The sequence below is a fragment of the Streptomyces sp. NPDC001443 genome, assembly GCF_053597355.1.
The window spans coordinates 30,685-55,985 of sequence record NZ_JBSFIA010000026.1; the positions used below are offsets into that span (position 1 = coordinate 30,685).

General features: G+C 69.5%; 22 protein-coding genes and 1 pseudogene. 4 read left to right on the forward strand and 19 right to left on the reverse strand.

What is annotated here, in order from left to right:
* Window positions 1–283 precede the first annotated feature (283 nt).
* A protein-coding gene (locus tag ACWC24_RS25235) for an IS5 family transposase (protein WP_450665229.1) occupies window positions 284–1,083 on the forward strand; the annotation gives its coding sequence in 2 pieces (ribosomal slippage) (window positions 284–619 and window positions 622–1,083; 798 coding nt in all).
* Window positions 1,084–1,109: 26 nt separating this feature from the next.
* Here the strand turns inward: ACWC24_RS25235 and ACWC24_RS25240 are convergent.
* From ACWC24_RS25240 to ACWC24_RS25260, 5 genes and pseudogenes are all read right to left on the reverse strand, one after another.
* Window positions 1,110–1,735: pseudogene (locus ACWC24_RS25240) on the reverse strand (ISAzo13 family transposase); the annotation flags it as partial.
* 111 nt (window positions 1,736–1,846) lie between these two features.
* Complete coding sequence (locus ACWC24_RS25245; RefSeq protein ID WP_450665230.1) at window positions 1,847–3,301, reverse strand: MFS transporter; 1,455 nt, start codon at window positions 3,299–3,301, stop codon at window positions 1,847–1,849.
* A 188-nt stretch (window positions 3,302–3,489) separates the two neighbouring features.
* Entirely contained in the window at window positions 3,490–5,082 is a 1,593-nt protein-coding gene (locus ACWC24_RS25250; protein WP_450665138.1) for an FAD-binding protein, read from the reverse strand.
* A gap of 214 nt (window positions 5,083–5,296) precedes the next feature.
* Complete coding sequence (locus ACWC24_RS25255; protein WP_450665139.1) at window positions 5,297–6,142, reverse strand: mycofactocin-coupled SDR family oxidoreductase; 846 nt, start codon at window positions 6,140–6,142, stop codon at window positions 5,297–5,299.
* Window positions 6,139–7,998: a flavin-containing monooxygenase gene (locus ACWC24_RS25260; protein ID WP_450665140.1), complete on the reverse strand. Its 1,860-nt coding sequence runs from the start codon at window positions 7,996–7,998 to the stop codon at window positions 6,139–6,141. Before ACWC24_RS25260 ends, ACWC24_RS25255 begins: the two co-directional genes overlap by 4 nt.
* Before the next feature lie 272 nt (window positions 7,999–8,270).
* On the opposite strand from ACWC24_RS25260, the gene ACWC24_RS25265 reads away from it, so the two are divergent.
* Complete coding sequence (locus tag ACWC24_RS25265; protein WP_450665141.1) at window positions 8,271–9,287, forward strand: LLM class flavin-dependent oxidoreductase; 1,017 nt, start codon at window positions 8,271–8,273, stop codon at window positions 9,285–9,287.
* Between the two features lie 74 nt (window positions 9,288–9,361).
* Window positions 9,362–9,625: a NifU family protein gene (locus ACWC24_RS25270; protein WP_450665142.1), complete on the forward strand. Its 264-nt coding sequence runs from the start codon at window positions 9,362–9,364 to the stop codon at window positions 9,623–9,625.
* A gap of 76 nt (window positions 9,626–9,701) precedes the next feature.
* Here the strand turns inward: ACWC24_RS25270 and ACWC24_RS25275 are convergent, their stop codons facing one another.
* The 12 genes from ACWC24_RS25275 to ACWC24_RS25330 form a co-directional block, all read right to left on the reverse strand.
* A complete protein-coding gene (locus ACWC24_RS25275; protein ID WP_450665143.1) occupies window positions 9,702–10,952 on the reverse strand; it encodes an Nramp family divalent metal transporter in 1,251 nt (416 codons plus the stop codon).
* 98 nt (window positions 10,953–11,050) lie between these two features.
* Window positions 11,051–11,614: a flavin reductase family protein gene (locus ACWC24_RS25280; RefSeq protein WP_450665144.1), complete on the reverse strand. Its 564-nt coding sequence runs from the start codon at window positions 11,612–11,614 to the stop codon at window positions 11,051–11,053.
* A 32-nt stretch (window positions 11,615–11,646) separates the two neighbouring features.
* Window positions 11,647–12,828: a hydroxylase gene (locus tag ACWC24_RS25285; RefSeq protein ID WP_450665145.1), complete on the reverse strand. Its 1,182-nt coding sequence runs from the start codon at window positions 12,826–12,828 to the stop codon at window positions 11,647–11,649.
* A gap of 165 nt (window positions 12,829–12,993) precedes the next feature.
* Window positions 12,994–13,869 carry an alpha/beta fold hydrolase gene (locus ACWC24_RS25290; RefSeq protein ID WP_450665146.1) on the reverse strand — a complete coding sequence of 292 codons (876 nt, stop codon included), beginning with the start codon at window positions 13,867–13,869 and terminating at the stop codon, window positions 12,994–12,996.
* A gap of 13 nt (window positions 13,870–13,882) precedes the next feature.
* Window positions 13,883–14,881 (reverse strand): VOC family protein, encoded by a 999-nt coding sequence (locus ACWC24_RS25295; protein ID WP_450665147.1) that lies wholly within the window; start codon window positions 14,879–14,881, stop codon window positions 13,883–13,885.
* A 165-nt stretch (window positions 14,882–15,046) separates the two neighbouring features.
* A complete protein-coding gene (dmpG, locus tag ACWC24_RS25300) occupies window positions 15,047–16,057 on the reverse strand; it encodes a 4-hydroxy-2-oxovalerate aldolase (protein ID WP_450665148.1) in 1,011 nt (336 codons plus the stop codon).
* On the reverse strand, window positions 16,057–16,995 hold the full coding sequence (locus ACWC24_RS25305) for an acetaldehyde dehydrogenase (acetylating) (RefSeq protein WP_450665149.1): 939 nt from the start codon (window positions 16,993–16,995) through the stop codon (window positions 16,057–16,059). The genes dmpG and ACWC24_RS25305 overlap by 1 nt, the downstream gene beginning before the upstream one ends.
* Window positions 16,995–17,792, reverse strand: coding sequence for a 2-keto-4-pentenoate hydratase (locus ACWC24_RS25310; protein WP_450665150.1), 798 nt, complete (start codon window positions 17,790–17,792; stop codon window positions 16,995–16,997). The genes ACWC24_RS25305 and ACWC24_RS25310 overlap by 1 nt, the downstream gene beginning before the upstream one ends.
* Window positions 17,793–17,906: 114 nt before the next feature.
* Window positions 17,907–18,740 carry an IclR family transcriptional regulator gene (locus ACWC24_RS25315; RefSeq protein ID WP_450665151.1) on the reverse strand — a complete coding sequence of 278 codons (834 nt, stop codon included), beginning with the start codon at window positions 18,738–18,740 and terminating at the stop codon, window positions 17,907–17,909.
* A 267-nt stretch (window positions 18,741–19,007) separates the two neighbouring features.
* Window positions 19,008–19,778, reverse strand: a complete 771-nt coding sequence (locus ACWC24_RS25320) for an SDR family NAD(P)-dependent oxidoreductase (RefSeq protein WP_450665152.1) — start codon at window positions 19,776–19,778, stop codon at window positions 19,008–19,010.
* Window positions 19,779–19,789: 11 nt separating this feature from the next.
* Complete coding sequence (locus tag ACWC24_RS25325) at window positions 19,790–20,578, reverse strand: SDR family NAD(P)-dependent oxidoreductase (protein ID WP_450665153.1); 789 nt, start codon at window positions 20,576–20,578, stop codon at window positions 19,790–19,792.
* 465 nt (window positions 20,579–21,043) lie between these two features.
* On the reverse strand, window positions 21,044–22,063 hold the full coding sequence (locus ACWC24_RS25330; protein ID WP_450665154.1) for an SGNH/GDSL hydrolase family protein: 1,020 nt from the start codon (window positions 22,061–22,063) through the stop codon (window positions 21,044–21,046).
* A 239-nt stretch (window positions 22,064–22,302) separates the two neighbouring features.
* Between ACWC24_RS25330 and ACWC24_RS25335 the strand changes: the two genes are divergently transcribed.
* The gene (locus ACWC24_RS25335; protein WP_450665155.1) at window positions 22,303–23,085 is read left to right on the forward strand and encodes an SDR family NAD(P)-dependent oxidoreductase; all 783 of its coding nucleotides are present in this window, start codon (window positions 22,303–22,305) and stop codon (window positions 23,083–23,085) included.
* Between the two features lie 123 nt (window positions 23,086–23,208).
* On the opposite strand, the gene trxA is transcribed toward ACWC24_RS25335, so the two are convergent.
* On the reverse strand, window positions 23,209–23,535 hold the full coding sequence (trxA, locus tag ACWC24_RS25340) for a thioredoxin (RefSeq protein ID WP_450665156.1): 327 nt from the start codon (window positions 23,533–23,535) through the stop codon (window positions 23,209–23,211).
* Between the two features lie 31 nt (window positions 23,536–23,566).
* On the reverse strand, window positions 23,567–25,270 hold the full coding sequence (locus ACWC24_RS25345; protein ID WP_450665157.1) for a UGSC family (seleno)protein: 1,704 nt from the start codon (window positions 25,268–25,270) through the stop codon (window positions 23,567–23,569).
* Window positions 25,271–25,301 lie beyond the last annotated feature (31 nt).

Below are 25,301 nucleotides of genomic sequence, written 5' to 3' on the forward strand. Positions count from 1 at the left end.
CGGAAGCGGTGCCGCAGCGTGGCGTCCTCGTCGAGCTCCCAGAAGTACGCCACCGTCTCTGCTCTGATGTGCTCCAGGTCAACCACGGGACCATCGTGCCAGCGAACGCACACGGTTGCGCGTACTGACATCCACGAGTGACATCAACGGCGTCGGACGCCAGCACCCCCAGGCGGTCCGGCACGGCCACCGTGGCACGGGGACTTGCCGGCAGTGTCGAGTAGCGATCGAACTCCTAAGAGGTCATCTCATTTGGAGGGCTCGGTAGGCTTCGGGGGTGGGGATCGTTGAGCGGTTGGTGCCGGATGAGTTGTGGGAGTTGTTCCAGCGGGTGGTGCCGGAGGCGCCGAGTCGGCCTCAGGGTGGCGGCCGGCGTCGGCACGGGGATCGGGAGGTGCTGGCTGCGATCGTGTTCGTGGCCACGTCGGGCTGCACGTGGCAGCAGCTGCCGTCCGCCTCGTTCGGGCCTTCGGGAGCCACGGCTCATCGGCGTTTCACCGAGTGGTCCAAGGCCCGGGTGTGGGCGAAGCTCCATCGCCTGGTCCTGGACGAGCTCAGCTCCCGTGGGGAACTGGACTGGTCCCGCTGTGTGATCGACTCAGTGAACATGCGAGCCCTGAAAAAGGGGATCTGACAGGTCCGAATCCGGTGGATCGCGGCAAGTACGGGTCGAAGATCCACTTGATCACCGAACGGACCGGACTGCCTCTGTCGGTGGGTATCTCGGGGGCGAACACGCACGACAGTCAAGGCCTGGAGCCGCTCGTGCGGGGCATCCCGCCGATCCGTTCACGACGCGGGCCGCGCCGCCGCAGGCCCGGCAAGCTGCACGGCGACAAGGGCTATGATTACCGCCACCTGCGGCGATGGCTCCGCAGTCGGGGCATCACGCACCGCCTGGCCCGGCGCGGCATCGAATCCTCCACCCATCTGGGCCGTCACCGCTGGGTCGTAGAGCGGTCCGTTGCCTGGCTCGCCGGCTGTCGCAGACTCCACCGCCGCTACGAACGCAAAGCCGAGCACTTCCTCGCTTTCGCCGCCATCGCCTGCACCCTCATCTGCTACCGCCGACTCACCAAATGAGATGACTTCTAAGGGCTTGCAGATCATTAACACGTTGTCTTGATCATGCTGCGGGGGTCGCCACTCCGGGCTTGAACCCGAGCCTGGAGGGCTGTGAGGGCGGAGGGCGGGGTGGCTGCCGGCGGGATGACGATGCTGTGCGCCTTCAGCAGGGTCCTGATCTTCAGCAGGGTGCGGTGCATGGCGGTCCGGCTGCTGTCGAACAGCACAGCAAGGGGTTCCGCGGCCAGGGCGACCCGCAGGTGAAGGACGGCCGCCAGGACCTGGTCGGGGAAGGCGAGCCGGGGCGGGCGTCCGCGCTTGACGTCGCCATCGACGGCCAAAGCGTCGGTGAGATCGCTCAGCCGCTGCCGGGACATGCCGGTCAGGGCAGGATCGGACAGCAGAGCATGGTCCCACTCCAGGGCCGGCTTCTGCGGAGTCCGGGGTGCTGGGACGGCAGGGCACGGATGGGGTGCACGGCATAGTTCCAGTCGCCGTGGAAGGCGTGTCGGGTCAGTGGCAGAGCCACCGGGGCGGGCGGAACGGTCGTATGGGCGGAACCGCGGCTCGGGTTGTCCGTGGCCGTCCTGCACAACCGGATGTTCTTCGGGCCGCAGCTCGTATCCCCGTTCGGCCTGATCGCGGACGCGGTGCACGCCGTGGCGGCCGAGCGGAGCTGAGCGTTCGGACAACGCCGTGTGCCGCCCCGGAGCGAATCGCCCGGGACGGCACATCCGGGGTCCGAGGACAGGTGCCGTCCCGGACTCGAGTGTCCGGAGAATCAGACTCCGGTCCGCTCCTGTGTCGCGGGGACCGGCCGGTCGGTCGATGCCGAGTCGGTGGTGGCACGGGCGGCAGGGATCAGCGCCGACAACAGGGCTGCCACAAGGGCGACACCGCAGCCCAGAAGCAGTCCGGTACGGAATCCGTTCTCGGACGTGAGGGTGTAGCCGCCCATGGTGACGGTCATCTGCGACAGCACCACGCCCACCACAGCCGACCCCACCGACGTGCCGAGCGAGCGCATCAGGGTGTTAAAGCCGTTCGCGGCGGCCGTCTCGGACAGCGGGACGGAGCTCATGATCAGCGCGGGCATGGCCCCGTAGGCGAGCCCGACGCCGCTGTTGACGACGAGGGCGACCACCATCAGGCCCCAAGCGGTGCCCATCAGGGCCATTGACAGGGCGTAGCCGACCGCGATCACCAACACGCCGCTCACCAGGGTGAACTTCGGACCGCGGGCGTTGGACAGCTTCCCGCCGAACGGGGAGACGATCATCATCATGACGCCGCCCGGCGCCATCCACAGGCCGGACTCCAGCATCGACTGGCCCAGTCCGTAGCCGGTGGCCTTCGGGAACTGCAACAGCTGCGGCAGGATCAGCATGCTGGCGTACATGCCGAAGCCGACGAAGATCGACGCGATGTTGGTCATCAGCACCCGCGGGCGCGCCGTGGTGCGCAGATCGACCAGCGGGTCGGTGACACGGGTCTCCCACCAGCCCCAGGCCAGCAGGACGACCACGGCGGCGACGAACAGACCGAGCGTCGTGGCCGAGCCCCAGCCCCAGTCGGCGCCCTTGGAGACCGCCAGGAGCAGGCACACCAGGCCGGCGCCGAGACCGAGGGATCCCAGCAGGTCGAAGCGCTGCCCCTTCGCAGGGGCGGGGGTCACGGGGATGAGGAACCAGATCAGAACACCGATCGCGGCCGCCAGCGCGGCCGAGCCCCAGAACAGCACCCGCCAGTTCGCATACTGAGCCACTGCGGCAGCGATCGGCAGGCCGAGGCCGCCGCCGATACCCATCGAGGCGCTGACCAGGGCGATGGAGGAGCTGAGCTTCTCGGCCGGGACCGCGTCCCGCAACAAGGCGATGCCGAGCGGCACCATGCCCATGCCCATGCCCTGGAGCCCACGTCCGACGATCATCGGGACCACGGAAGAGGCGAGCGCGCACACCACCGAGCCCAGCACCAGTGGCACACAGCAGATCAGCAGCATGCGCCGCTTGCCGATCAAGTCGCCGAGCCGGCCGGAGACCGGCACGCAGACAGCCGCGACCAGGAGGGTCGCCGTGATCACCCAGGTGGCGTTGGCCGGCGAGGTGTGGAGAATGTCCGGCAACTCCGCGATGAGCGGGGTGACCAGCGTCTGCATGATCGCGGCCACGGTCCCCGCGAGGGCGAGAGTGGCGACCACGCCGCCGGCGCGTGCCGTGGGCTGAACGGAGGACATGACGGGGCTCCCGAGGAAGAACAGCAGATCGATGTGCATCGTACATATTGTGTGTGCAGACCATGTTACGTGCATGATGCATATCCGGCACGGCGAGCGGGCCGACACCCGCGTGATGCATGGCACAACGGAGCCGACGGTGGTCCGGCACCGTCGGCTCCGCTCTAGGTACGGACATATCGCGAGGATCAATCGGCGACGTCCAGCACCGCGCGATAGGCGAACGCGAGACTGCTGCCGATCGGTGTCCCGGCCCCCGGATACACGCGGCCGGACATGGCCGCCATGGTGTTCCCGGAGGCGTAGAGCCCGGCGATCGGCGCGCCGTCGGGCCGGAGCACGCGGGCGTTCTCGTCGGTCTTCAGACCGCCCTTGGTCCCGATGTCGGAGAGGACGATCGTGGCCACGTAGTACGGCGGGGTGTCGAGCGGCGGCAGCACCGGGTTGGCCAGTTCGGGCGCGGGCTTCGGCGGGTAGTTCATCACGGGCCCGGCCGGGAAGCCCACCATGTACTCGTAGGAGCGGTCCCACGGGGTCTCGCCCCGGTGGAACCGCTTGTCCACTCCCTCGGCCGCGTACCCGTTGTACTCCTCGACCGTCTCGCGCAGCGTCTCGTACGGCACTCCGATCAGCTCCGCGACCTCCTCCAGGGTGTCGGCCTTCTTCAGGGCGCCCGACTCGAACCACCGGGGGTCCGGCGGCAGGAGCGGGTCTCCGCCGAAGCTGTCCCGGTCGAGGTGGCGCTGGTCGAACACCCAGTGGGCCGGGACGTGCGAGACGCCGGAGGACTCGTGGAGGCGGACGAGCTCGTGGCCGACCTGGTCGTAGGGAGCGGTCTCGTTGACGAATCGCTCGCCGGCGGCGTTGACCCATATGCCGCCACGGGTGCCCGTGACGAACACCGGCTGTCCGCCCGGGTTGACGAGGCCCGGGATGAACCACGCCTCGTCGAGGAGGTCGGTGGCCGCGCCGATCTCCATGCCGGCCCGGAGGGCGTCGCCGGTGTTCCCCGGGGCCCCGTCGGACCAGCTGCCGTCGAACTTCACCGGAAGGTACTTCTCCCGCAGTTCGGGGTCCTTCTCGAAGCCGCCCGCGGCGAGGAGCACTCCGCGCTCGGCACGGAAGGTGACGGCCTCCCCCCCGCTGGACGCCGTGACACCGACCACCCGTCCGTCCTCGACCACCAGGGACTCCAGGGCGGTGTCGACGAGCAGCGTCCCGTTGCCGGTCTCCAGGAACGCGGCGAGCGCCCGGCCGATGAGGGCGCGCCCGCCGTCGAACACGTCGCCCCGTTCGGCACCCAGGCGTTCGACCGGGAGGGAGTCCCGCACGAGAGCGGCGTGCTCCCCCAGGTCGGCTATGGCGATCGGCGGCGGGAAGATCGTCCGGCCTGCGGTGGTGGCACCGGGGGCCGACGCGTAGTAGTCGGGGACGGGACCGTGGACGAAGGACTGGAACCAGGAGCTGCGCTCCAGCTCGTCGATCAGCTTCGGCCCGGCGTCGAGGTAGGCGTCCTGCAGCGGCACCCGGGACTCGTCGTCCACGACGCTGCGCAGATAGGTCCGGGCGGCCTCCACGCTGTCCCCGACGCCGGCCCGCACCACGGGCGCCGATCCCGGGTACCAGATGCCGGCGCCCGAGTAGGCGGTGGTTCCGCCCACCCGGTCCGTCTTCTCGATCACCAGCGTGCGCAGACCCCGTGACGCGGCGATGTAGGCGCCGACGAGCCCGCCTGCTCCCGATCCCACGACGACAAGGTCGTAGGTCTCCCCAGCGGCCATCACTGTCCTCCTCGTGTGCTTCTCAGGGTTCCGCTCGCAGCGCCCGCCAGGAGCGGCTCTTACGAGGCTCGGCGACCGTCCCCGCCGCCCCGCCCCGGCCCGCGGACCGCAGGCCCGACCCGCCTCTACGGCCGGTCCGACCACAGTGTGAGCCGGGCCTCATCGGTCCGGGTGGCCGGATTCCGGTCACCGGGACGGGAAAACACCCTCGGAGTCAGCGGTTGGTGCGGCCGAGGTCCACCGGAAGCTGGACGCCGGTGACATGCCGTGCCTCGTCCGAGGCAATCCAGGCCACCGCGGCTGCGATGTCCTCGGCCTGACTGACACCGTCGGGCAGAACTCCCTGGTAGAAGGAGGCCAGTTCGGGGTCTCGCTCCAGGATCGGGCGAATCCCGGGCACGAGCTTGGTGTTCACTCCGTGCGGGTGCACGGAGTTCACCCGGATCCGGTGGGACCCCAGTTCATTTGCCAGGGTCTTGGCCAGCCCGGTGACACCGTGTTTGGCCGCCACGTAGTCGGCGAGCAGGGGCAGTCCCCGCAGGCCGGCCACCGAACTGGTGAAGACGATCGACCCTCCGGTCCCCTGCTCGATCATGATCGGCACGGCGGCCTTCACCGTGTGGAAGGCCCCGGTCAGGTTGATGTCGAGGGTCGCCTGCCAGTGGTCGAGCTCGATCTCCCAGGTCCGGGCGAAGGTCGTCATCCCCGCGTTCGCCACCACGACGTCCAGCCTGCCCAGCTCACGGACGCTCTCCTCCAACGCCGCCCGCACGACGGGGAAGTCCCGGACGTCGACCTTGTGGCTCAGAGCGCGCCGGCCCAGCTTCTCGACCAGGCGGACCGTCTCGGCAAGGTCCTCCGCGGTCGCCCCGGGGTACTCGGTGGTGGGAAGGTCCTCGCAGATGTCCAGCGCTATGACGTCCGCGCCCTCCGCGGCGAACCGCACAGCCTCGGCGCGTCCCTGGCCTCGGGCCGCGCCCGTGACGAAGACGACTTTGCCCTCGAAGCGGCGGGAGTTGGGGGCCGTCGGCACGGGCGCCTCGGGAACTCGTCCGGTCATCGCGCGCTCCTCTCGTCCTCACGGGACGCGTCCTGGGGGCTGCCTGGATCGGGTTGGGACACGGGGGTGAGGATCAGCTCCTCGAACTCGCCTCGTTGCCGCCACTCCTCCAGCATGGAGAAGTAGGCCGTGGACGTACCCGGGTAGTTCACGTTCTTGCGCGGACGGTCCTCCGGAGCGCCTTCGTTGTTCCAGCGACCCGGTGTGCAGTCCTGCAGGAAGCTGCCGCCACCGAGGAGCGCGAGGCCAGCACCGTCCACGACCCGATGGACGTAGTCCTTCTCGCCTTGCTCGGTGACGTCCGCGACCACCGCCCGTCGCTCGAACTCGCTCACCAGGGCGGCGACATGCTGCGCGGTCTCCTCCAGCGTGTGGCAGAAGTTCACGGCGGCGGTGCCCTGGGTGTAGTTCGGCGGCAGGATGAAGAGATTGGGGAAGCCGCTCGTCATCACACCGTGCAGGGTCTCCGGCCCGTCGCTCCACTTGTCCGAAAGGAGGATGCCGTCCCGGCCGGTGATGTCGAATCCCACCCGGTCGGTGTACGCCGAGTCCTGGTCGAAGCCGGTCGCCAGAATCAGGCAGTCGACCGGGTACTCGGTGCCGTCGACGACGACTCCACGAGGGGTGATCCGTCGGACACCCTGTCCCTGGGTGTCCACCAAGCGGACGTTGGGCCGGTTGAAGGCCGGCAGGTACTCGTCGTGGAAGCACGGACGCTTGCACTGGTAGCGGTAGTACGGCTTGAGCGCCTCGGCGGTAGCGGGGTCCCGCACGGTCTCGTCGATCCTGGCCCTGATGCCCTCCATGTGCCGGAGGTCGGTGAGTTCCCGCTGCCCGGCCAGTTCCTCGGGACTCAGGTCGCCGTAGCCGTCGGCACCGAGCATCGCGTGATAGAAGACGGTCCATCCGTCTCCGACCAGGTCCTCGGTGATGTGCTCGCCGTTGGTCACCGCGGTGAAGTTCGCGCGCCGTCGCTGCTGCCAGCCGGGTTTCAGGGACCGCGCCCAGTCCTGGTCCGTCTCACTGTTGTCGCGCACTGCGACCGTGGAGGGCGTCCGCTGGAACACGAGGAGTTCGCGGGCCGCCCGGGCAAGCGGGTCGATGATCTGCACCGCGGTGGCACCTGTACCGATGACTCCGACCGTCTTGTCGGCGAGCTTGGTCAGTGGACTGGAGGGGGCACCGCCGGTGTACTCGTAGTCCCATCGCGAGGTGTGGAACAGCTTTCCCTCGAAGCTGTCGATGCCCTCGATCGCCGGCAGCTTCATCGACGTGAAGGAGCCGTGGGCCACCACTGCGTACCGGGCCCGGAACTCGTCACCGCGGTTCGTCCGCACGATCCACCGCTCGCTGTCCTCGTCCCACGACAGACCCGTCACCGACGTGTGGAAGAGCGCGTGGTCGTAGAGACCGAAATGCCTGGCCAACCGTTGGGTGTGGGCAAAGATCTCAGGACCGTACGAGTAGCGGTGCCTGGGCATGTAGCCCAGCTCCTCCAACATCGGCAGGTACACATAGGACTCGACGTCGCACATGACACCCGGATACCGGTTCCAGTACCAGACGCCGCCGACGTCGCCGGCCTTCTCGACGATGCGGATGCGGTCGAGTCCGGCCTTGCGCAGATGCGCGGCCGCGAGCAGTCCCCCGAAACCCCCTCCCACCACCAGGGCGTCGACCGTGTCGTGCACCGGCTCACGTGGCGCAACTGGGGTGAAGGGGTCCTCGACCAGGTCCTCCCGTCCCGCGAGGTCCAGGATCTCTCGCCGAGAGGGATCGATGCGCTTGTCGCGCTCGGCTCGGTATTTGGCACGCGCCCGGTCGAGTTGGGTGGGCGTGGCCGAGGTGTACGTCATCCCTGTTCTCCGTCCTGGGGAGATCTTCGGCGGCACGGCTCCCGCCGGCTTCACGAGGGTCGGCCCCCGGTGTGCGGCTCTCCGGTCACGGACCGGCCGTCCCCTGTGTCGGGCTCGACGGCCCGGTCTTCCGATGAACGGGCCAACTTTATAAGAACAGCTAAATGATGTGAAGGTATGCGGCGGCGAGAGTCCCGCAATCATCTAACTCAATGCTACGATTGCGGCCATCAGATGAGATGCGCTCGGCACTCCCGAGAGGATCGGCCCACATGACTGAGTTCGGCATGCCCTGGCCGGGAGCCGACGTCGGCCCTGAGGCGGAGACCGCGGGTGTCGCGGCCTTCTGCACCGGCGAATTCGCCGACCACGACGCCTACGTGACGGTCGCGGGCATGGCCGCCGCGACGCGCACGGCACACGTCGGCACGGCGGTCTCCTACGGCTTCTCCCGCACCCCCTTCGCCCACGCGACGGCTGTGCGAACCCTGTGGAAGCAGGCCCCCGGACGCGTTTTCGTCGGCCTCGGCTCCGGCGCGTTCGCCATCAACCGCGACTGGTGCGATGTGCCCGCGGACCGCCCGGTGGACCGGATGGCCGAGCTGGTGGAGGCCGTTCGGACCTGGCTGCACGCGGAGAACGGCGAACCCGTCCGCTACGAGGGCGAGTTCTATCGGATCGACGCGAAGGTCAAGGCACCGGTGCTGGGCCGGATCGACGCCCCCGTACTGCTGGCCGGGTTCCAGCGGAGGATGGCCGCGACGGCCGGCCGTACCGCCGATGGGATCATCGGCCACGGGCTCTTCACCGACGCATGGTGGGACGACATCGTCCGACCGGCCGTCGAAGCGGGCACGCGAGAGCGGGAATGGAACCAGCCACCGGCCGAACACGGTTGGCTGCTGACGGCCGTCGACGACCAGAATCCGGAGCGCGCCGTCACCGACATGCGGCGCATGATCGCCTTCTACCTGACCGTGCGCACCTACGACAAGTTCGCCGAACACCACGGCTGGACCTCCCAGGTGGTGAAGATCCGGGAGGCCTTCGCCGAGGGCCGGATCGACGACATGGCGCACTGCGTGACCGACGACATGCTCGACACGATCGCCCTGTGCGGGAGCACCGCGGACGCCATGGCCGCGCTCCGTCGGCGCCGCGCGTCGATCGCCCGCGACGTCGCCTACTTCGCGCCGCCCTCCTTCATGGTCAGCGAGCGCCGCAAGCAGGCCTACGCACGGTCCAGCCTCGCACTGCTCCCCGCGCTGAAGTCCGACGAATCCGCCTGAACGGGCACGCACACGCCGCGGCGTCCCGCCTCGGGAACCCCGCGGCAGGCCCGCACACCACAAGGAGACCGACCGTGCCACAAGCCCAGGACGTCGTCCAGGAAGTACTCACCCTGCTGGAGCCGATGGTCGCTCCCGACGGCGGCACCATCCGGCTCGCGGAGTTCGCTCCCGAGCAGTCCCGGCTGACCGTCGACTACTCGCGCGGCCACAACGACGCCTGTTCGACCTGCGTGCTCGACGGCGAGTCGCTCAAGGCGTTCATCGAGGAGGGGCTGGAGACCCGCGGCATCCGGCTGACCGAGGTCACCGTGCGGGAACCGGACTCGGCCGGCTGACGCCAGCGGCCTAGGAAATGAAGGGGGCGGCCGTCCCGAAGACGGCCGCCCCCTTCACGCTGTCGCTCCAGATACGTCAGGACGCCAAGGTGAAGACGACGAGGACCGCGTCGAGTGCGCTGATCAGTACAGTCGCGCAGCTCGCCAGCACCGTGGTGGACCGACGGTTCACCCAGTCACCCATCAGATCGGCCCGACGGGTGAGCAGCACGAGGGGGACGAGCACGAACGGAATGCCCACGGAGAGCACCACCTGGCTCAGTACGAGAGCTCTGGTTACGTCGATCCCCGACGCCAGCACCGCCAGTGCGGGCACCACCGCGAACAGTCGGCGCAGGTACAGCGGAATCCGGCGGCGCAGGAACCCCTGCATCACGATCTCGCCGGCGTAGACGCCCACGCTGGAAGAGGCCAGTCCGGAAGCGAGCAGGGCGATCGCGAACAGCGTCGCCGTCGTCGTCCCCGCAGCGACCGCCAGTTGCGCGTGCGCGCCCGCCAGGGACGCGACCCCCGTGCCGTGCAGCGTGCCGGCGGCGGCCGCCAGCATCGCGATGTTGACCAGCCCCGCGATCCCCATGGCCCAGAACACGTCGGCGCGCTGCGCGCTCAGCAGCCGCGAGCGGCGCAGCCCGTGCCCGGGCGCGAAGCGCTCCTTGGTCAGGGCCGAGTGCAGGTACACCGCGTGCGGCATGACGGTCGCGCCCACCACCCCGGCGGCGAGCAGCAGGCTCGACGGCCCCGCCAGGTGCGGGACGAGTCCGGCGGCCGCGTCCCGGACCACGATGCCGGCAGCGAGCGTCTGGTAGAGAAAGACCGCCGCCACGATCGCCACCGTCGCCGCTATGGCCGCCTCGAACCGGCGTTGCCCGGCGGTGCGAACCGCCAGGAGCACGAACGAGGCGCCGGCGATCAGTAGCCCGCCGGACAGCGGCGAAAGGCCGAAGAGAAGGTTCAGGGCGACCGCCCCGCCGACCAGTTCGGCGAGATCGGTCATGACGATGACGATCTCCGCCTGGACCCACAGGGCCAGCACGACCGGGCGACGGTAGGTCCGGCGGCACAGTTCTGGCAGGCTGCAGCCGGTCGCCACGCCCAGCTTCGCGGAGAGGTATTGCAGGAGCATGGCGACCCCGTTCGCCAGCACCACGACCCACAGGAGCAGATAGCCGAAGGTGGCGCCACTCTGGAAGTTGGTGGCGAAGTTGCCGGGGTCGATATAGGCGACGGCGGCCACGAAGGCCGGGCCGACCAGGCTAACGAGGCGACGCCGTACGCTGGCGGCGGGCCTCAGGGACAGGGCGGCGGTCGATTCGGAACCTGCGGTCACGGGCCGTCCTTGGCTCAGAGGTCGGAACGGGGCGGGCAGTGGTGGGTGGGGCGCGGCGGCTCACCGCGCCCCGTCCACCGTCCGGTTTCTCCGCACTGCTACCAGTCGACCAGCCGGTCGAGCACTAGGGACGTACTGGAGAAGTAGTCGCCGTAGCCACCGCGGAAGAACAACAAGGGGGTCTTGAGGGACTCGGAATGCAATGAGCGGACCCGTCCGACCGCCAGATGGTGGTCACCGATCTCGATAACCTGGTCGAGATCGCAGTCGACCCATGCCACGACACCGTCGAGTACAGGGTTGCCCAGAGGTGACGGTGTCCAGGGGACGCCGTCGAACCGGTCCGCTCCCCTGATCGCCATCGCCCGACACAGGGTCTCCTGGTCAGCCGCCAGCGCGTTGACGCAATAGCGGCCGGCCGCACGGATCCTCTCGAAGGTGTTCGAGGAGCGGTCCGCCAGGAAGCCCACCAACGGTGGGGTCAGGGAAATCGAGGTGAAGGAGCCGACGATCATTCCCTCGGGCCGCCCGTCGGGCCCCGTGGTCGTGATCGCGACGACGCTCGTGGGAAAGTTCCCCAGCACTCGGCGGAAGTGGGACTTGTCCTCGGGAGAGCCGGGGGAACCCGGAGAAGACGGAATCATGCCGTCCGCAGCGTTCATGTGCCTTCCTCCTGGCCCGCGGAGCGGGAAACTCAGATCATCACGCGCAGCTGGGGCGGCAGTTCCAGCCCCATCTCCGCCAGCGCGTTGGAGTGGTAGGCCATACCGGGCACATGGATCATGTGGGCGAGGCCGACGTGCGCGTCCCGCCAGTAGCGCTGGAGCGGGTTGGAGCGCCGGATCACGTTGCCCCCGGACCGGTTGAAGATCTCGTCCAGGGCGGCCACCGCCCGCCAGGCGCAGCGCACCTGGTTGCGCCGGACGGCCGAACGCTCCGTGATCGAGACCGTCTCGCCGGCCGCGACCCGCTCGTAGACCCCGGTGATGCCATCGATGAGCTGGGCCCGGGACGCAGCGATCTCGGCCGCCGCTTCGCCAGCCGCGGAGAGCACGTAGGGGTCGTCCCGGACCTGGACGCCGGTCACGGCGACCCGCTCACGCTGCTGGGCCAGGTGGAGCTCGAGCGCGCCCTCGCAGATGCCGATGACGGCCGAGGTGATCCCGAGCGGGAACATGGAGGTGAACGGCAGCCGGTAGAGGGGGTCGGTGACTCCGTTGCCCACCGCGGCCTGTCCCTCCGACACGGCATCCTGGCCGACGGTCCGGTAGGACGGGATGAAGGCGCCGTCGACGACAACGTCCTTGCTGCCCGTGCCGTTCAGCCCGATGACGTCCCAGGAGTCGTCGATGATCTCGTACGAGGACCGTGGCAGGATCACGTGGATGACGTCCGGCGGTGAGGCCGGCCGGCCCTTGCCGTCCCCGACGAGCGCGCCGAGGAAGACCCAGTCGGCGTGGTCGGTTCCGGAGGAGAAGGGCCAGCGTCCGGACAGGACGTACCCTCCGTCCACAGGCTCGGCGATGCCGTTCGGCATGTAGGGGGAGGCGATCCAGGTGTCGGTGTTCTCGTCCCAGATCTCCTGGGCGACCCGCGGGTCCATCTGCGCAGCCTCCCAGGGGTGGACCCCCACCACGCCGCACACCCAGCCGGCGGCGCCGTCGTGACGGGCCACGGCCATGACGGCCTCAGCGAAGTCGCGGGGATGTGCCGCGTATCCGCCGAACTTGGGGGGCTGGAGCAGGCGCATCACGCCGGCGGAGCGCAGCAGAGCGACGGTCTCCTCGCTCAGCTTGCCCAGCTTCTCGTTCTCCGCGGCCAGTTCCGCGAGTTTCGGTCCGATGTGCTCGACTCGCTCTACGACTTCATGTGGCATGACTCGTCCCTTCCGCCTTCTCGTAGGCCGTCGCCCTGCGGCGTGGAAGCTCCCTCACGGCCCTTGTCTGCTCTCGGTGCGGCTCTGCGCCTTCCGCCGGGCGGGAAGCGCGGGACCGGGCCGCGGTGGGCGGGCGCCTCGGCCCCCGCCCACCGCGGTCACGGCTCATGACGTGCCGGGGTCCGGCGTCTCACGGGTGAGGAACTCGAGCACGACCCGCTCGAAGTCGTTCTTCCGCTCGATCTGCACCCAGTGCCCGCAGTGCGCGAAGGTGTGCAGTTCCACCTCGGGCAGTGCGCGGGCGGCGAAGTGCGCCTGGTCGTACGGGAGCATCCGGTCGTCGCGTCCCCACAGCATCAGGGTCGGCGTGGTGAAGGACTGCGCCGAGGTCCACAGGGGCATGTAACTGCGGCGCAGCGCCGGGTTGAACATCGACCCGATGATCGCCCTGGTCCGGTCGATCACACCTTCCTGGAGCGCGTTGTCCATGCGCTGGTCGACGAGCTCGTCGGTTATGAGACGGTGGTCGTGGACCATGGTCTTGATCCAGGCGACCATACGGTCCCGGGTCGGGTCGTCGAGGAACTCGAAGAGCCTCGCGAACCCCTCACTGGGCTCGGGGGCGAACAGGCCGACCGACAGCCCGCCGGAGCCCATCACCGCGAGCCGGCTGACCCGCTCCGGATGCAGGGCCGCGAGTTCCGCGGCGACCGCGCCACCCATCGAGTTGCCGACCAGGGCCGCCGACTCGATGCCCAGGTCGTCCATGAAACGGGCGATCCAGCGCGCCGCCGCCAGGGAGTAGACCGTGTCGAGCTCCGGCAGCCCGGTGCCCCCAAAACCCGGCAGGTCGGGCATGATCGTCCGGAACCGGCGGGAGAAGACGGGCAGGTTGGCGCCGAAGTTCGACCAGGCGCTGACGCCGAGCCCCGATCCGTGCAACAGGAGCAGCGGCTCGCCCTCACCGGCCTCGTGATAGGAGAAGGTGAGCCCGTCCACGTCCTTGACGACCTTGGTCGACTCATAGGTGAGGTCGGTCATCAGCTTCCCTCGCTCACCTGACGAGGCCGGCGGACGGCGAGGTGGAGAGGAACTGGCCTCCGGGGCCGACGTCCAGGACATCGCCGTACCAGGTCTGCCCGAACTCCAGCTCGGGAAGCTTCCACTCCAGGGCCCGCCAGTCGGGGTCGAAGATGTGGTAGCCGCCGGAGTAGAGCTCGATGCGGTGGCCCGACCCGGGGTCGTGGACGTAGAGGTACATCGCCTGGCCGATCCCGTGCTTGCCGGGGCCGTGACCGTAGGCGATGTCCAGGTCGCGGATCTCGTCGGCGGCCCGCAGGACGTCGTGGAAGTTCTCGACGTTGAAGGCGACGTGGTGGAAGCGGCCGGGCTCGTCGTCGGCGCTCACGCCGATCGCCAGGTCGTGCACCTGCGGCGTGACCGACAGCCAGGACGCGAGGATGACATCGGGGGCCTGCGGCAGCATGGCGAACTCGCGCCGCTTGAAGCCGAGTGAGTCGCGGATCCAGCCCTCGGCCTCGTTGACGGTGCTCGCGCTGGTCTGGAGGTTGATGTGGTCCAGGCGTCGGACGCCCATCCCCCGGCGGCGCGAGCTGTTGCTCGGCAGCTTGGAACGCAGGGACTCGTCGGCGAGCGGGCGTTCGATGTCGTAGTAGAACTCGAAGGGGTGCTCGCTGCCCGGCACGAGGAAGCGCACCGCCTCGCCGCGGCCGAGTTCGTCGCCGGCGGCCAGCTCCAGCGACTGGACGCCCTCCTTCTCGAACTGCTGGTGGAAGAGCTCCACGTCCTGCTTGCGCTTGACGCGGAAGCCGTAGGAGTTCACCTTGGCCTCGTCCTGCTGGGTGAGGACGAGCGAGTGGTGGACGAGCTCCTGGTAGCCGCGCAGATAGGCCACGCCACCGTGCTGGGCGACGACCTCCATGCCGAGGACGTCCCGGAAGAACCACAGGGAGCGTTCGAGGTCGGGGGTGCCGAGGTTGATACTGCCCGCGTAGGCGACTTGGGGTCCGGGATCGTATTCGGATTCAGGCATGCCTGTGCTCCTTCTGGCAGGTTGCAAATGGATTCGGCGAGCTCGACCGGCGTACCGGTGCGGGCCTGGGGCCCGGCTTCCGCGAAATTCCGGCGGGTGACTCGGCGAACGTCTGAGGTGGTTCGGTCCCCGAGAGGGGGCGGTGACGCGGCGGATGCCGACGTGTCAGGACTTCTGGCTCTGCAGGGTCAGCGCGATGTCGATCAGCATGTCCTCCTGGCCGCCGACCAGTTGGCGGCGGCCCGCCTCGACGAGGATCTCCCTGGTGTCGACCCCGTAGAGCCGCGCCGCGTTCTCGGCGTGGCGCAGGAAACTGCCGTAGACCCCGGCGTAGCCGATGGTGAGGGTCTCCCGGTCGACCCGGACCGGGCGGTCCTGAAGTGGGCGCACCAGGTCGTCGGCGGCATCCTCGAGGGTGAACAGGTCGCAGCCGGTCTTCCAGCCCTTGAGGTTGGCGACCGCGACGAACGGCTCGATGGGGGTGTTGCCCGCGGCGGCACCCTGGCCGGCCAGCGAGGCGTCGACCCGGTACACACCCTCCTCGACGGCGGCGACCGAGTTGGCCACGCCGAGCGAGAGGTTCTCGTGGGCGTGGATGCCGATCTGGGTGTCCGTGCCAAGGACGTCGCGGTAGGCCCTCACCCGGTCCCGGACGTCGTCCGAGGTGAGCCGACCGGCGGAGTCGGTGATGTAGACGCAGTGCGCCCCGTAGGACTCCATCAGCTTTGCCTGTCGGGCGAGTTCGGCCGACGGGAGCATATGGCTCATCATCAGGAACCCGGAGACGTCCATGCCGAGTTCGCGCGCCTCGTGGATGTGCTGGGCGGCCACGTCGGCCTCGGTGCAGTGGGTGGCGACGCGTACCGAACGCACTCCGAGGTCATGAGCCTTGCGCAGTTCGGCGATCGTGCCGACACCGGGCAGCAGCAGGGTGGTGATCACGGCCCGGCTCGCGTTGGCGACGGCCGCCTCGATCCACTCCCAGTCGGTGTGGCTGCCGGGCCCGTAGTTGAGGCTGGCGCCGGCCAGGCCGTCGCCGTGGCTGACCTCGATGGCGGCGACTCCGGCCCGGTCAAGGGCGGCCACGATCCGGCCGACCTGTTCGGGCTCGATGCGGTGCCGAATGGCGTGCATCCCGTCCCGCAGCGTCACGTCCTGCACGTAGATCTCGGTCATCAGGCCACCAGCTCCGCGTGCTCGACGATCCGTTCGGCGACCCGCAGGGCGGCGGAGGTCATGATGTCGAGGTTGCCGGCGTAGGCCGGCAGGTAGTGCGCTGCTCCCTCGACCTCCAGGAACACGGACACCTTGGTGTCGACGGGTCCCGCCGCCTCGGGCAGCAGGGTCGCCACCTCGCCCGGATCGACCGGCGTGAACTGGACCTCCTGCACCAGACGGTAGCCCGGCACGTAGGTGGCCACCTCCGCGACCATCTCCGCGACCGACCGCCGGATCACCTCCTGGTCGGCGCCGCCCACCAGGCAGAACACGGTGTCCCTCATGATGAGAGGCGGTTCGGCCGGATTGAGGATGATGATCGCCTTGCCACGGCGGGCACCGCCCACCGTCTCGATGGCATGGGCCGTGGTCTCGGTGAACTCGTCGATGTTCGCGCGGGTTCCGGGACCGGCGGAGCGCGAGGCCACCGACGCCACGATCTCTGCGTACGGCACCTCGGTCACCCGGGACACCGCGGCCACGATCGGGATGGTGGCCTGACCGCCGCAGGTGACCATGTTGACGTTGGTGGCGTCCAGGTGTTCGCCGAGGTTGACCGGCGGGATCACGAAGGGGCCGAGCGCCGCAGGTGTGAGGTCCACCAGACGGCGACCGTACGGCTCGAGCACTCGCGCGTTGGCCACGTGGGCGGCGGCGCTGGTCGCGTCGAGCACGATGCGGACCCGCTCGAACTCCGGCATGCGGACCAGCCCCTCGACTCCCTCGGCCGTCGTCGCCACGCCGAGGCGGGCGGCGCGGGCGAGGCCGTCGGACTCGGGGTCGATCCCCACCATGGCGAGCACTTCGAGGTTCTTGGAAGTGCGTTTGATCTTGATCAGTAGATCGGTCCCGATGTTGCCGGAACCGATGATCGCCACACCGACACTGTCTGTCATCACTCTCCCTTTCCAGAGAAGCGGGCGGTGATGGTGCCGAGCGGCTCGATCGTCACCTCGAAGACGTCCCCGGGCAGTACCGGGACCATCGGACCCAGCGCCCCGGACAGAACCAGGTCTCCCGCGCGCAGCGGCGAACCGAACTCGATCCCGGTGGCGGCGAGCCAGCCCAACGCGTTGAGCGGATCACCGAGGCAGTCGCGTCCAGTGCCGTCGGACACGAGCTGGCCGTCACGCCGCATGGTCATGACCGCGTCCGACGGTTCGAAGGCGTCCAGCGGAAGCCCCCGCTCACCGATCACGAACACCCCGGACGAGGCGTTGTCGGCCACGGTGTCCGTGATGCCGATCCGCCAGTCGGCGATCCGGCTGTCGACGATCTCCGCGGCCGGGAAGGCAAGTGCCACGCAGTCCCGCAGAGCGGTCAGTTGAGCGGTGTCGGTGAGATCGCGGTCGAGCAGGAACGCGATCTCACCTTCGATCTTCGGCTGCAACAGCCGCTCATAGGGCACGAGTTCCCCGTCGGAGTAGCGCATGTCGTCGAAGAGGACACCGAAGTCGGGCCGGTCCACGCCTACCTGGGACTGCACCGCGGCGGAGGTCAGTCCGATCTTCCGCCCGATGAGCCGGGCACCGGCGAGCAGCCGGCGCTCGGTGACGGCCTGCTGCACCCGGTAGGCGGTCCCGATGTCGGTACCGCCGATGAGGTCGGTGACCGGTTCGCAGGCCAGGCCCGTAGTGCTCGCCCGTTCCAGCCGTGTGGCCGCCGCGAGCACGGCATCCGTCCGGGTTGTCATGAGTGTCCTCCGGTGTTCTCGACCGCGCCGAACACCTGTGTCCGATGCGGGCGACGCCCTGTCGAAGACGATCGGCGCGGGTCGGTGGTCATCACCGCTTCGTCCATCACGCACTCATCGTGCTGCCTCGGCCACCGCCGCGGACGGCAGGTGTCCACTCAGCGGGACAGCAGTGATCAGGGGGCGCGGACGAGGCCGCTGCCGGGGCGTGGTGGCCCGCAGACGACGGGAGATCTCGGCGGCGATCCACTTCACGCGGAACTTCAACTCGTCCACGTGCACCCGTTCTCTGGGACCGCACACCGAGATGCCGGCCAGGACCTCGTCCATGACCAGGACGGGGGCGGCCACGCACGACACCGCGGCCACGGCCTCGCCGACCTCCGTCGAGTAGCCCGTGCCGCGGATCCTGTCGAGAGCGACGCGCAGCGCCTGCGGGGTGGCGATGCTCGTCTCGGTGCGCCGCCGCAGACCGCTCCACATGTACTCGTCCACGACGTGCTCCGGCGAATAGGCGAGGATCGCCTTTCCCACCGCGGTGCAGTGCGCCGGCAACCGTCCTCCGATCCTCGACGGCAGGGTGCTCGCGAACGCCCCGCCGACCCGTTCCAGATAGACGACGTCCTGCTGGTCCAGCACGGCCAGGTGAACCACATGCCCGGTGGCCGCGCAGAGCTCCTGGAGCAGCGGCCGGGCGACCTCGTTCATCCGGGTGCGGTGCACCACCAGGCTGCCGATCTCGAACATCCGCAGTCCGAGCCGGTACTCGTTGTCGTCCCGGCTCAGCAGGCGCGCGCTGACGAGCTGCTGGAGAATCCGGTGCACGGACGAGCGCGGCAGTCCGCTGCGCGTGCTGATCTGGCCCAGGTTCAGCGGTCCGGTGGACCGCTCGAAGACACTCAGGATCATCACGACCCTGTCGACCATGCTGGACGGGAATTCGGACACGGTGACCTCCTGAGCATCCCTGGACGGCTGTTCGTTCGGCATGGACCGCCGTCCAACGGGTCCCTCACGGGGAAGACTTCATCGGCTCTGACTCGTCAGATCACTGCGGGCTCCGCGCGGAGCCGCGTCGTCGGCCGGGGCGGCTCGCTCCGGCCGACCGGGCGAGGTCGGTACGGTGACCGGTGGAACGGTCGGGGAACTTCTGGGGCGCGCTGCGGCAGCGGACCGGCATCCCGCCGGGTGCATCCGGCGGGTCACGGCGGTGCGCTACGCGGGCGGTTCCCGGTAGGGGCCGGCGAGGTGACCGCCGTCGACGGTGAACTGGGCTCCGGTGCAGTAGGACGCCTCGTCCGAGGCGAGGAAGAGGGCCATGGCCGCTATCTCCTCCGGCCGGCCCATACGGGTCAGTGGCTGGCGCCCCACGGTGCGGGCCAGCCTCGCGGACCTGGCCTCGCCGATCGAGCGGACCAGCGGTGTGTCGACGATGCCCGGGTGCAGGGAGTTGACGCGGATCCCCAGGGGGCCCAGGTCGATCGCCAGCGAACGGGTGAGTCCGGTCAGCGCGTGCTTGGACGCGACGTAGCTCGCCATCGAGCCGACGCCGGTCAGTCCGTCGATCGAGGACACGTTGACGATCGACGCCCCGCGCCCCCGGCGCAGGAGGGGAAGCATGGCACGGATGCCGTAGAAGGCACCGTGGACGTTGACGTCGAACAGTCGCAGGTGGTCCTCGACGTCGAGTTGGTCAACCCCGCCCAGCCGGGCCGGGGCGATCCCGGCGTTGTTGACCAGGATGTCCAGGCGTCCGAACCGCTCGTGCACGACGTCGGCCGCGGCGCTCCAGTCGCTGGTGGAGGTGACGTCGAGGTGGAGGTACACACCCTTGGCCTCCGCCGCGGTCCGCTCACCGGCGACGTCCCGGACGTCGGCGAGCACCACCTCGGCTCCCTCCTGCGCGAACCGGACCGCTTCGCACGCACCCTGGCCGCGCGCCGATCCGGTGATCAGCGCCACCTTCCCTCGCAGTCGTTGCGACACGGTGTCTCCCTTCAAGCCATGGAGGAGCCGCCGTTGACCCGGATCACGTGTCCCGTGACGAAGCGGCTGGCTCGGGACGCCAGGTAGAGGACGGCGTACGCCGTGTCCGCCGGCTCGGCGACGGTACCGAGCGGGGAGGTAGCGGCCATCTTGCTGGCGACGGCGTCGAACCCGTCCTGGCGGAACACGCCTTGGTCGTCGGTGTGCCGTTCCCGGGTGATCCCGCTCTCCGTCCAGCCGGGTGCCACGCCGTTGACCCGGATGCCGCGGGGCCCCAGTTCAACGGCGAAGGTGCGGGTCAGGGACTCGGCACCCTTCTTCGCGGCGGCGTACGCCCCGGTCCCGACGGTGGCGTAGTCGATGACGGCGGAGAGTGTGTTCACGATGCTCGACCCGGGCCGCATCACGCGGGCCGCGGCCTGGCTGCCGTGGAGCACCCCCTTGAGGTTCACCGACAGGATGCGGTCGAACTCCTCCGGCGGAACGTCCTGGAGCGGACGTCGGATCATGATCCCGGCGTTGTTGACGAGGACGTCGAGCGCTCCGAGCAGGGAGACCGTCCCGTCGATCAGCTCGGTCACCGTGCCGGGGTCGGCCACGTCGACGCGGCGGGCAACGGCCTCCCCACCGTTCTCCTTGATCAGGGCGGCGGTCGCCTCGGCGCCGTCCTCGTCGAGGTCGGCCACCACCACGCGGGCACCGGCCGCGGCAAGGACCTCGGCGGTCGCCCGTCCGATGCCACTGCCGCCGCCGGTGACCACGGCCACCTTTCCGTCCAGCCGGAACACATCGGTTTCCATCTCACTGCCTTCCCCGCCGTGGGACGGCGGTCATCGCTGGGGGTCTGAGGTCAACGGGCCCTATGGGTAAGGCCGGGCCGTATACGAGTGCCGACGGAAGGGGCCGGCGGTACGCCATCAGGCAGGCCGGACTCGAAAGGGCGGGCGTCCGTACAGCACGGAGGTCCGTCCCGGTCGCCCGTGTGGGGCGGCAAGCCTGCTGTCCGGCCGCGCGGGGTCCGGGTGGACATTCGGACGCCGGGCATACGGCGTTCCCGGCTCCGCCGGGCCGAAGGCGGCTCGTGCCCGGCGAACGGGGCCGGATCCCGGCAGGTGTCCGGGGTCCGCGAGGAGCCGGTCCGTCAGGCGCGGCGACCACGGGTGTTCCCGCGTGCCGCCCTGCTCAGCGCGGTCACGGCGGATGTGGTCGAAGGCGTTTCGCGAGCTCGGCGGATCTCCCCGGTCGGCCGGCGGCCCTGCGCCCGCTCATCCTGCGCCGGCCTCGGCCGGATCGACGGCGAGCCCGAGCCCGGTCGCGACATGAGGCATCAGGCCCTGCGCGAGGTCCCGATGGCCCTCGTCGCCGGGATGGATGCCGTCCACGAGGTGATCGGCCGGTACGAGGTGCCGCCCGGGAACCAGGGTGACGCGGTCGTCCCCACTCACCTCGGCGTACCGGCGTACCGCCGATTCCAGCGCGTCGCGGAGGTCGACCAGGCTCGCTCCGAAGCGGTTCGGGACGTCCTCGGCCTCCGGACGGACGATCGGGCTCACCACGGTGATCGGAGCCTTCGGAAGTCCCTGGCGTACGGCGGTGAGATAGATCCTCATCGTCTCGGCGATCTGGGCCGGACTCGTCGGCAAGGACGAGTAGGCGTTCGTGCCCCAGGCCAGCGTCACGGCGTCGGCCCCCGACGCGGCGAGGACGTCGGCCGTCGCCAGCTCGCCGCGCGCCGCCCCGGCGAAGCCGAGGTTGACGAGGTCGAGACCCAGGGCGTCGGCGACCCGCGAGGGCCAGGCGAGGCCGGGGGTCGAGACCGACCAGCCCTGGGTGATGGAGTCGCCGTACACCACCCACAGCGGGCCGCGCGGTACGGGCTCCAGCGGGCGGTCGGCCGCGAATCCGGTGACCACCACCTCGACCGCCTCGGGCAGGTACACCCGCACGACATGGGACGGTTCGCGCTCCGGGAGTTCCAGGCGCACGGTCCCGCCCCCGACCGGAAGGGGTATCCGCAGCGGAGTCCTCGCCGCGACCGCAAGGACCAGGCAGTCGGGGAGCGTGGGAGCCGGTACGGAAGTCCGCTCCCCCACCGCCACGGTCAGCTCGACCATCGAAGCCGCGCCCGTGAAGGCGAGATGGACGCCGGCCGGCACCCGGGCCGCACGCACGGTGTCGACCGTCAGCTTCCCGCACGCCGTGGAAGGCAGGCGCGTGCCCGCGTCGGACCACGACAAAGCCGCCAGGACACCGCGCAGAAAGAGTTCCGTCTCGAAGCGGATCATTCGGGGATCACCTCTCCGTCGGAGGGCGGTGTCCGACCTGCGCCTGGGCGTGGTCGCCGCATCTCGGCTCCTGGGCCCCGGTGTTCGGCCGAGGCGTTGAGCGCTTCCGCGTGATACATCTAAATTACCTAACGGATTTGACTATATTAACGAGGTGGCTCCCAGCGGCGTCAAGGAACAGGCACCACCTTCCGCGACGCCCGCTCACGGATCGCCCCCTCGACGGCGAGGGAGGAACGATGGGCTTCACAGAACTCACGCCTGACTACCCCGGCTTGCTCGATCTGACAGACCGTCACGTCCTGGTCTTGGGTGGCGGCCAGGGCATCGGACGACAGACCTGCATGGCCGCCGCGAGCGTCGGCGCCAAGGTGTCCGTACTGGACGCCGACCCCGACCGGGCCAAGGCCGTGGCCGAGGAGACCGGTGGTCTGGCCCTCAGCGGCGACGTGACCGACCGTGCGGACGTCGAGCGGTTCGTCGGCGAGGCCGTCGATCGCTTCGGCCCGCTCCACGGCCTGGTGGACATCGTCGGGATGTCGGACAACGGTCCGCTGACAGAGGTCACCGACGAGCTCTGGCAGCGCGGGATCGACCTGAATCTCCGGCACGTCCTCCTCGCCCTGCAGATCGGCTCGAAGGCCATGCCGGACGGCGGGTCGATGGTGTTCGTCGGCTCCGTCTCGGGGCTGAGGTCGGCTCCCGGCCACGCCGTGTACGGGGCGGCGAAGGCCGGCCTCGCCAACCTGGTCTCCACGGCCTCCCTCGAACTCGGCCCCGCCATCCGCGTGAACTCCGTAGCGCCTGGCCAGACAGCTACCCCACGTGTGGCCGAACGGCATCCCGAGCCCGACTACTACGAGCGGGCGGGCGAGAAGGTGCCGCTGGGACGGGTGGGGGCGACCAGCGACACGGCGTCGGCGATCCTGTTCTTCCTCACCGACCTCTCGCGCTGGATCACCGGCCAGACGTTGGTGGTCGACGGCGGCACGGGACGGAAGTTCGCCTACGGCTCGCTCTGATCGGGATACGAGCGCGGGCGGGCCCGGGACACTCTCCCGGGCCCGCCCGCCCCCCGTGCTCGTGCCCATGTCGGGCACAGTCGGCTCCGCGCCGGCTCACGGACCGCCGGCTCCGCGCCGACGTCACAGATATCCGGCGATGGCCTTCTCGATCATCGTGCGCGGCTTGGCCCCGACCAGTGTCGTCACGACCTCCCCCTCGGAGAACAGCAGCAGCGCCGGGATAGAGGAGACCCCGTACCGGCCGACGGCCTGAGGACTCTCGTCCAGGTTGACCTTGACTATGTCGAGGACCTCGCCATGCGCCTCCGCCATCGCGTCGAGGATGGGTGCCATGGCCCGGCAGGGACCGCACCAGGGCGCCCAGAAGTCCACGAGCACAGGACGGCCGGCGCCTCGCACGACCTCCTCGAACTCGTCGTCGGTGACCGCGCGCACCGTAGTGGACACAGCGGTGTCCTCCTTCCTCCCGCGCCGCGGGCTAACCGATGGAGACGATCTTCTCGGTGATCGGCGTGGTCATCGTGCCGAAGACGAACTCCTTGGGCGTGCCGTGCCCGGCGACGGCGATGTTGATCGCCTCGATGTCGTTGAACGCCTGGACGGTCTGGGTCCGCTGCTCCTCGGGGGTGAGCTGGAACATCCACTCCCACTCGGGCCGGACCAGACCGCGCTCACGGAAGTCGATGAACGGGGCGATGACGTCGCAGATCCGCGGCCGGACGTTGTGCAGCAGGAAGCGCCTGACGGCGTCCTTGCCGAGCCCGGCGTCGGAGAACTTCTTCGCCGTCTCCGGCGGGATCAGGTAGAACAGCCCGTCCTCGTTGCCCAGGAGTCCGGCCAGGGTGCTGGTCATGAACCCGATCTGGGTGCAGGTGGGGGTGCGGGCCGCGAGGGACCGGATACGACGTTCGGACGGCCCGTGGTTGGAGCCGAGGTCCCACTCACCCACGGTGTGGATCACCGTCACGGTGCTGTCGTCGGGCCGAAGTCCCTTGCCGACCTGGAAGGGCTCCCACGGGCTCTCGTCCTCGTTCTCCCCGATGACCTGGATGTTCTTGCGCCCTGTGCCGATGGTGTCCAGGTCCATGCGCCCAGGGATCCACGCGCCGAGGTTGCGCAGGGTGAGGGCGACCGCCCGGCCGATGCGGATGTTCACCCAGTTGTTGAGGCCCGGCCCCAGGGGACTGCGTCCGCTGTTGATTCCGAGCTTCTTCACGATCGGCCCGTTGACGAGGATCACCGGGGCGAAGGCTCCGGTGGACATCAGGACCGACAGGTTCATCGGCGGGGGGCAGGCGGCGATCGCCTTGAGCGCGGCGATCACGACGGGCAGTTCCTCCGGACGGCAGCCGGCCATCGCGGCGCTGACCGCGATCCGCTCCAGGGTGCCGTGGCCGTGCAGCGGAGGCACCGTCAGGACCAGCTCGTCCGCCGGCCTGCCCTGCGCCTCGACGATGGCCTGCACCTTCGCCCGGGTCGGCGGATGCAGCGGCAGGCCGTCCCCGAAGTCCCGCTCCAGGTAGAAGGTGTTGAACGCCTCGACGGCCTCGACCGCGTCGGCACCGTGAAAGGTGAAGGTCTCCTGCCACTCCTCCGTCTCCTCCTCCGCCGGCTCCTCGGTCACGCCGCTCGCGGGGGAGGTGGTCAGGGCGCTGATGATCTCGTCCGCGAGCGGCAGGGTCTGCTCGCTCGCCTGCTCCGCCGTCAGGGCCGTGAAGACGCGCGGCACCACCACGTACCTGAGTCCGGGGACACCGAACACCTTGGCGCTGGTGTCCGTGTCACGCTCGAATCCGCGTGCCACGATGGTGACTTGGGGAACGCCGGCCTTCTCGGCCTGCGCACCGTCGTGGATCAGCCAGGAGGTGCAGGCCCCGCAGTCCGCGGTGGCACCTATCAGGGCGTCGCTCTCCTCGATGGCCCGCCTCAGCAGCTCGGGGTCGAAGCGGATGGAGCCGGCGTACAGCCGGATCTTGAGGTCCGGGTAGGTCTCCTTGATCTTCTCCGCCACCGCACGCAGTGCGATCTCGGCATTGGGCTTGCTATTGGACAGCAGGCCCAGCACCTTTCCGTTCAATGTGTCCAGTCGCGGTGCCAGGGGTGTCGCCGCGGAGTCCAGCTTGTTCGCGGTCGGGTTGACCACCTCGACGGTGGCCTGGTCTGCGACGGCTTCGATCGTCACGGCCTCTCCTCAACGGGTGGAGTGCGGCAGG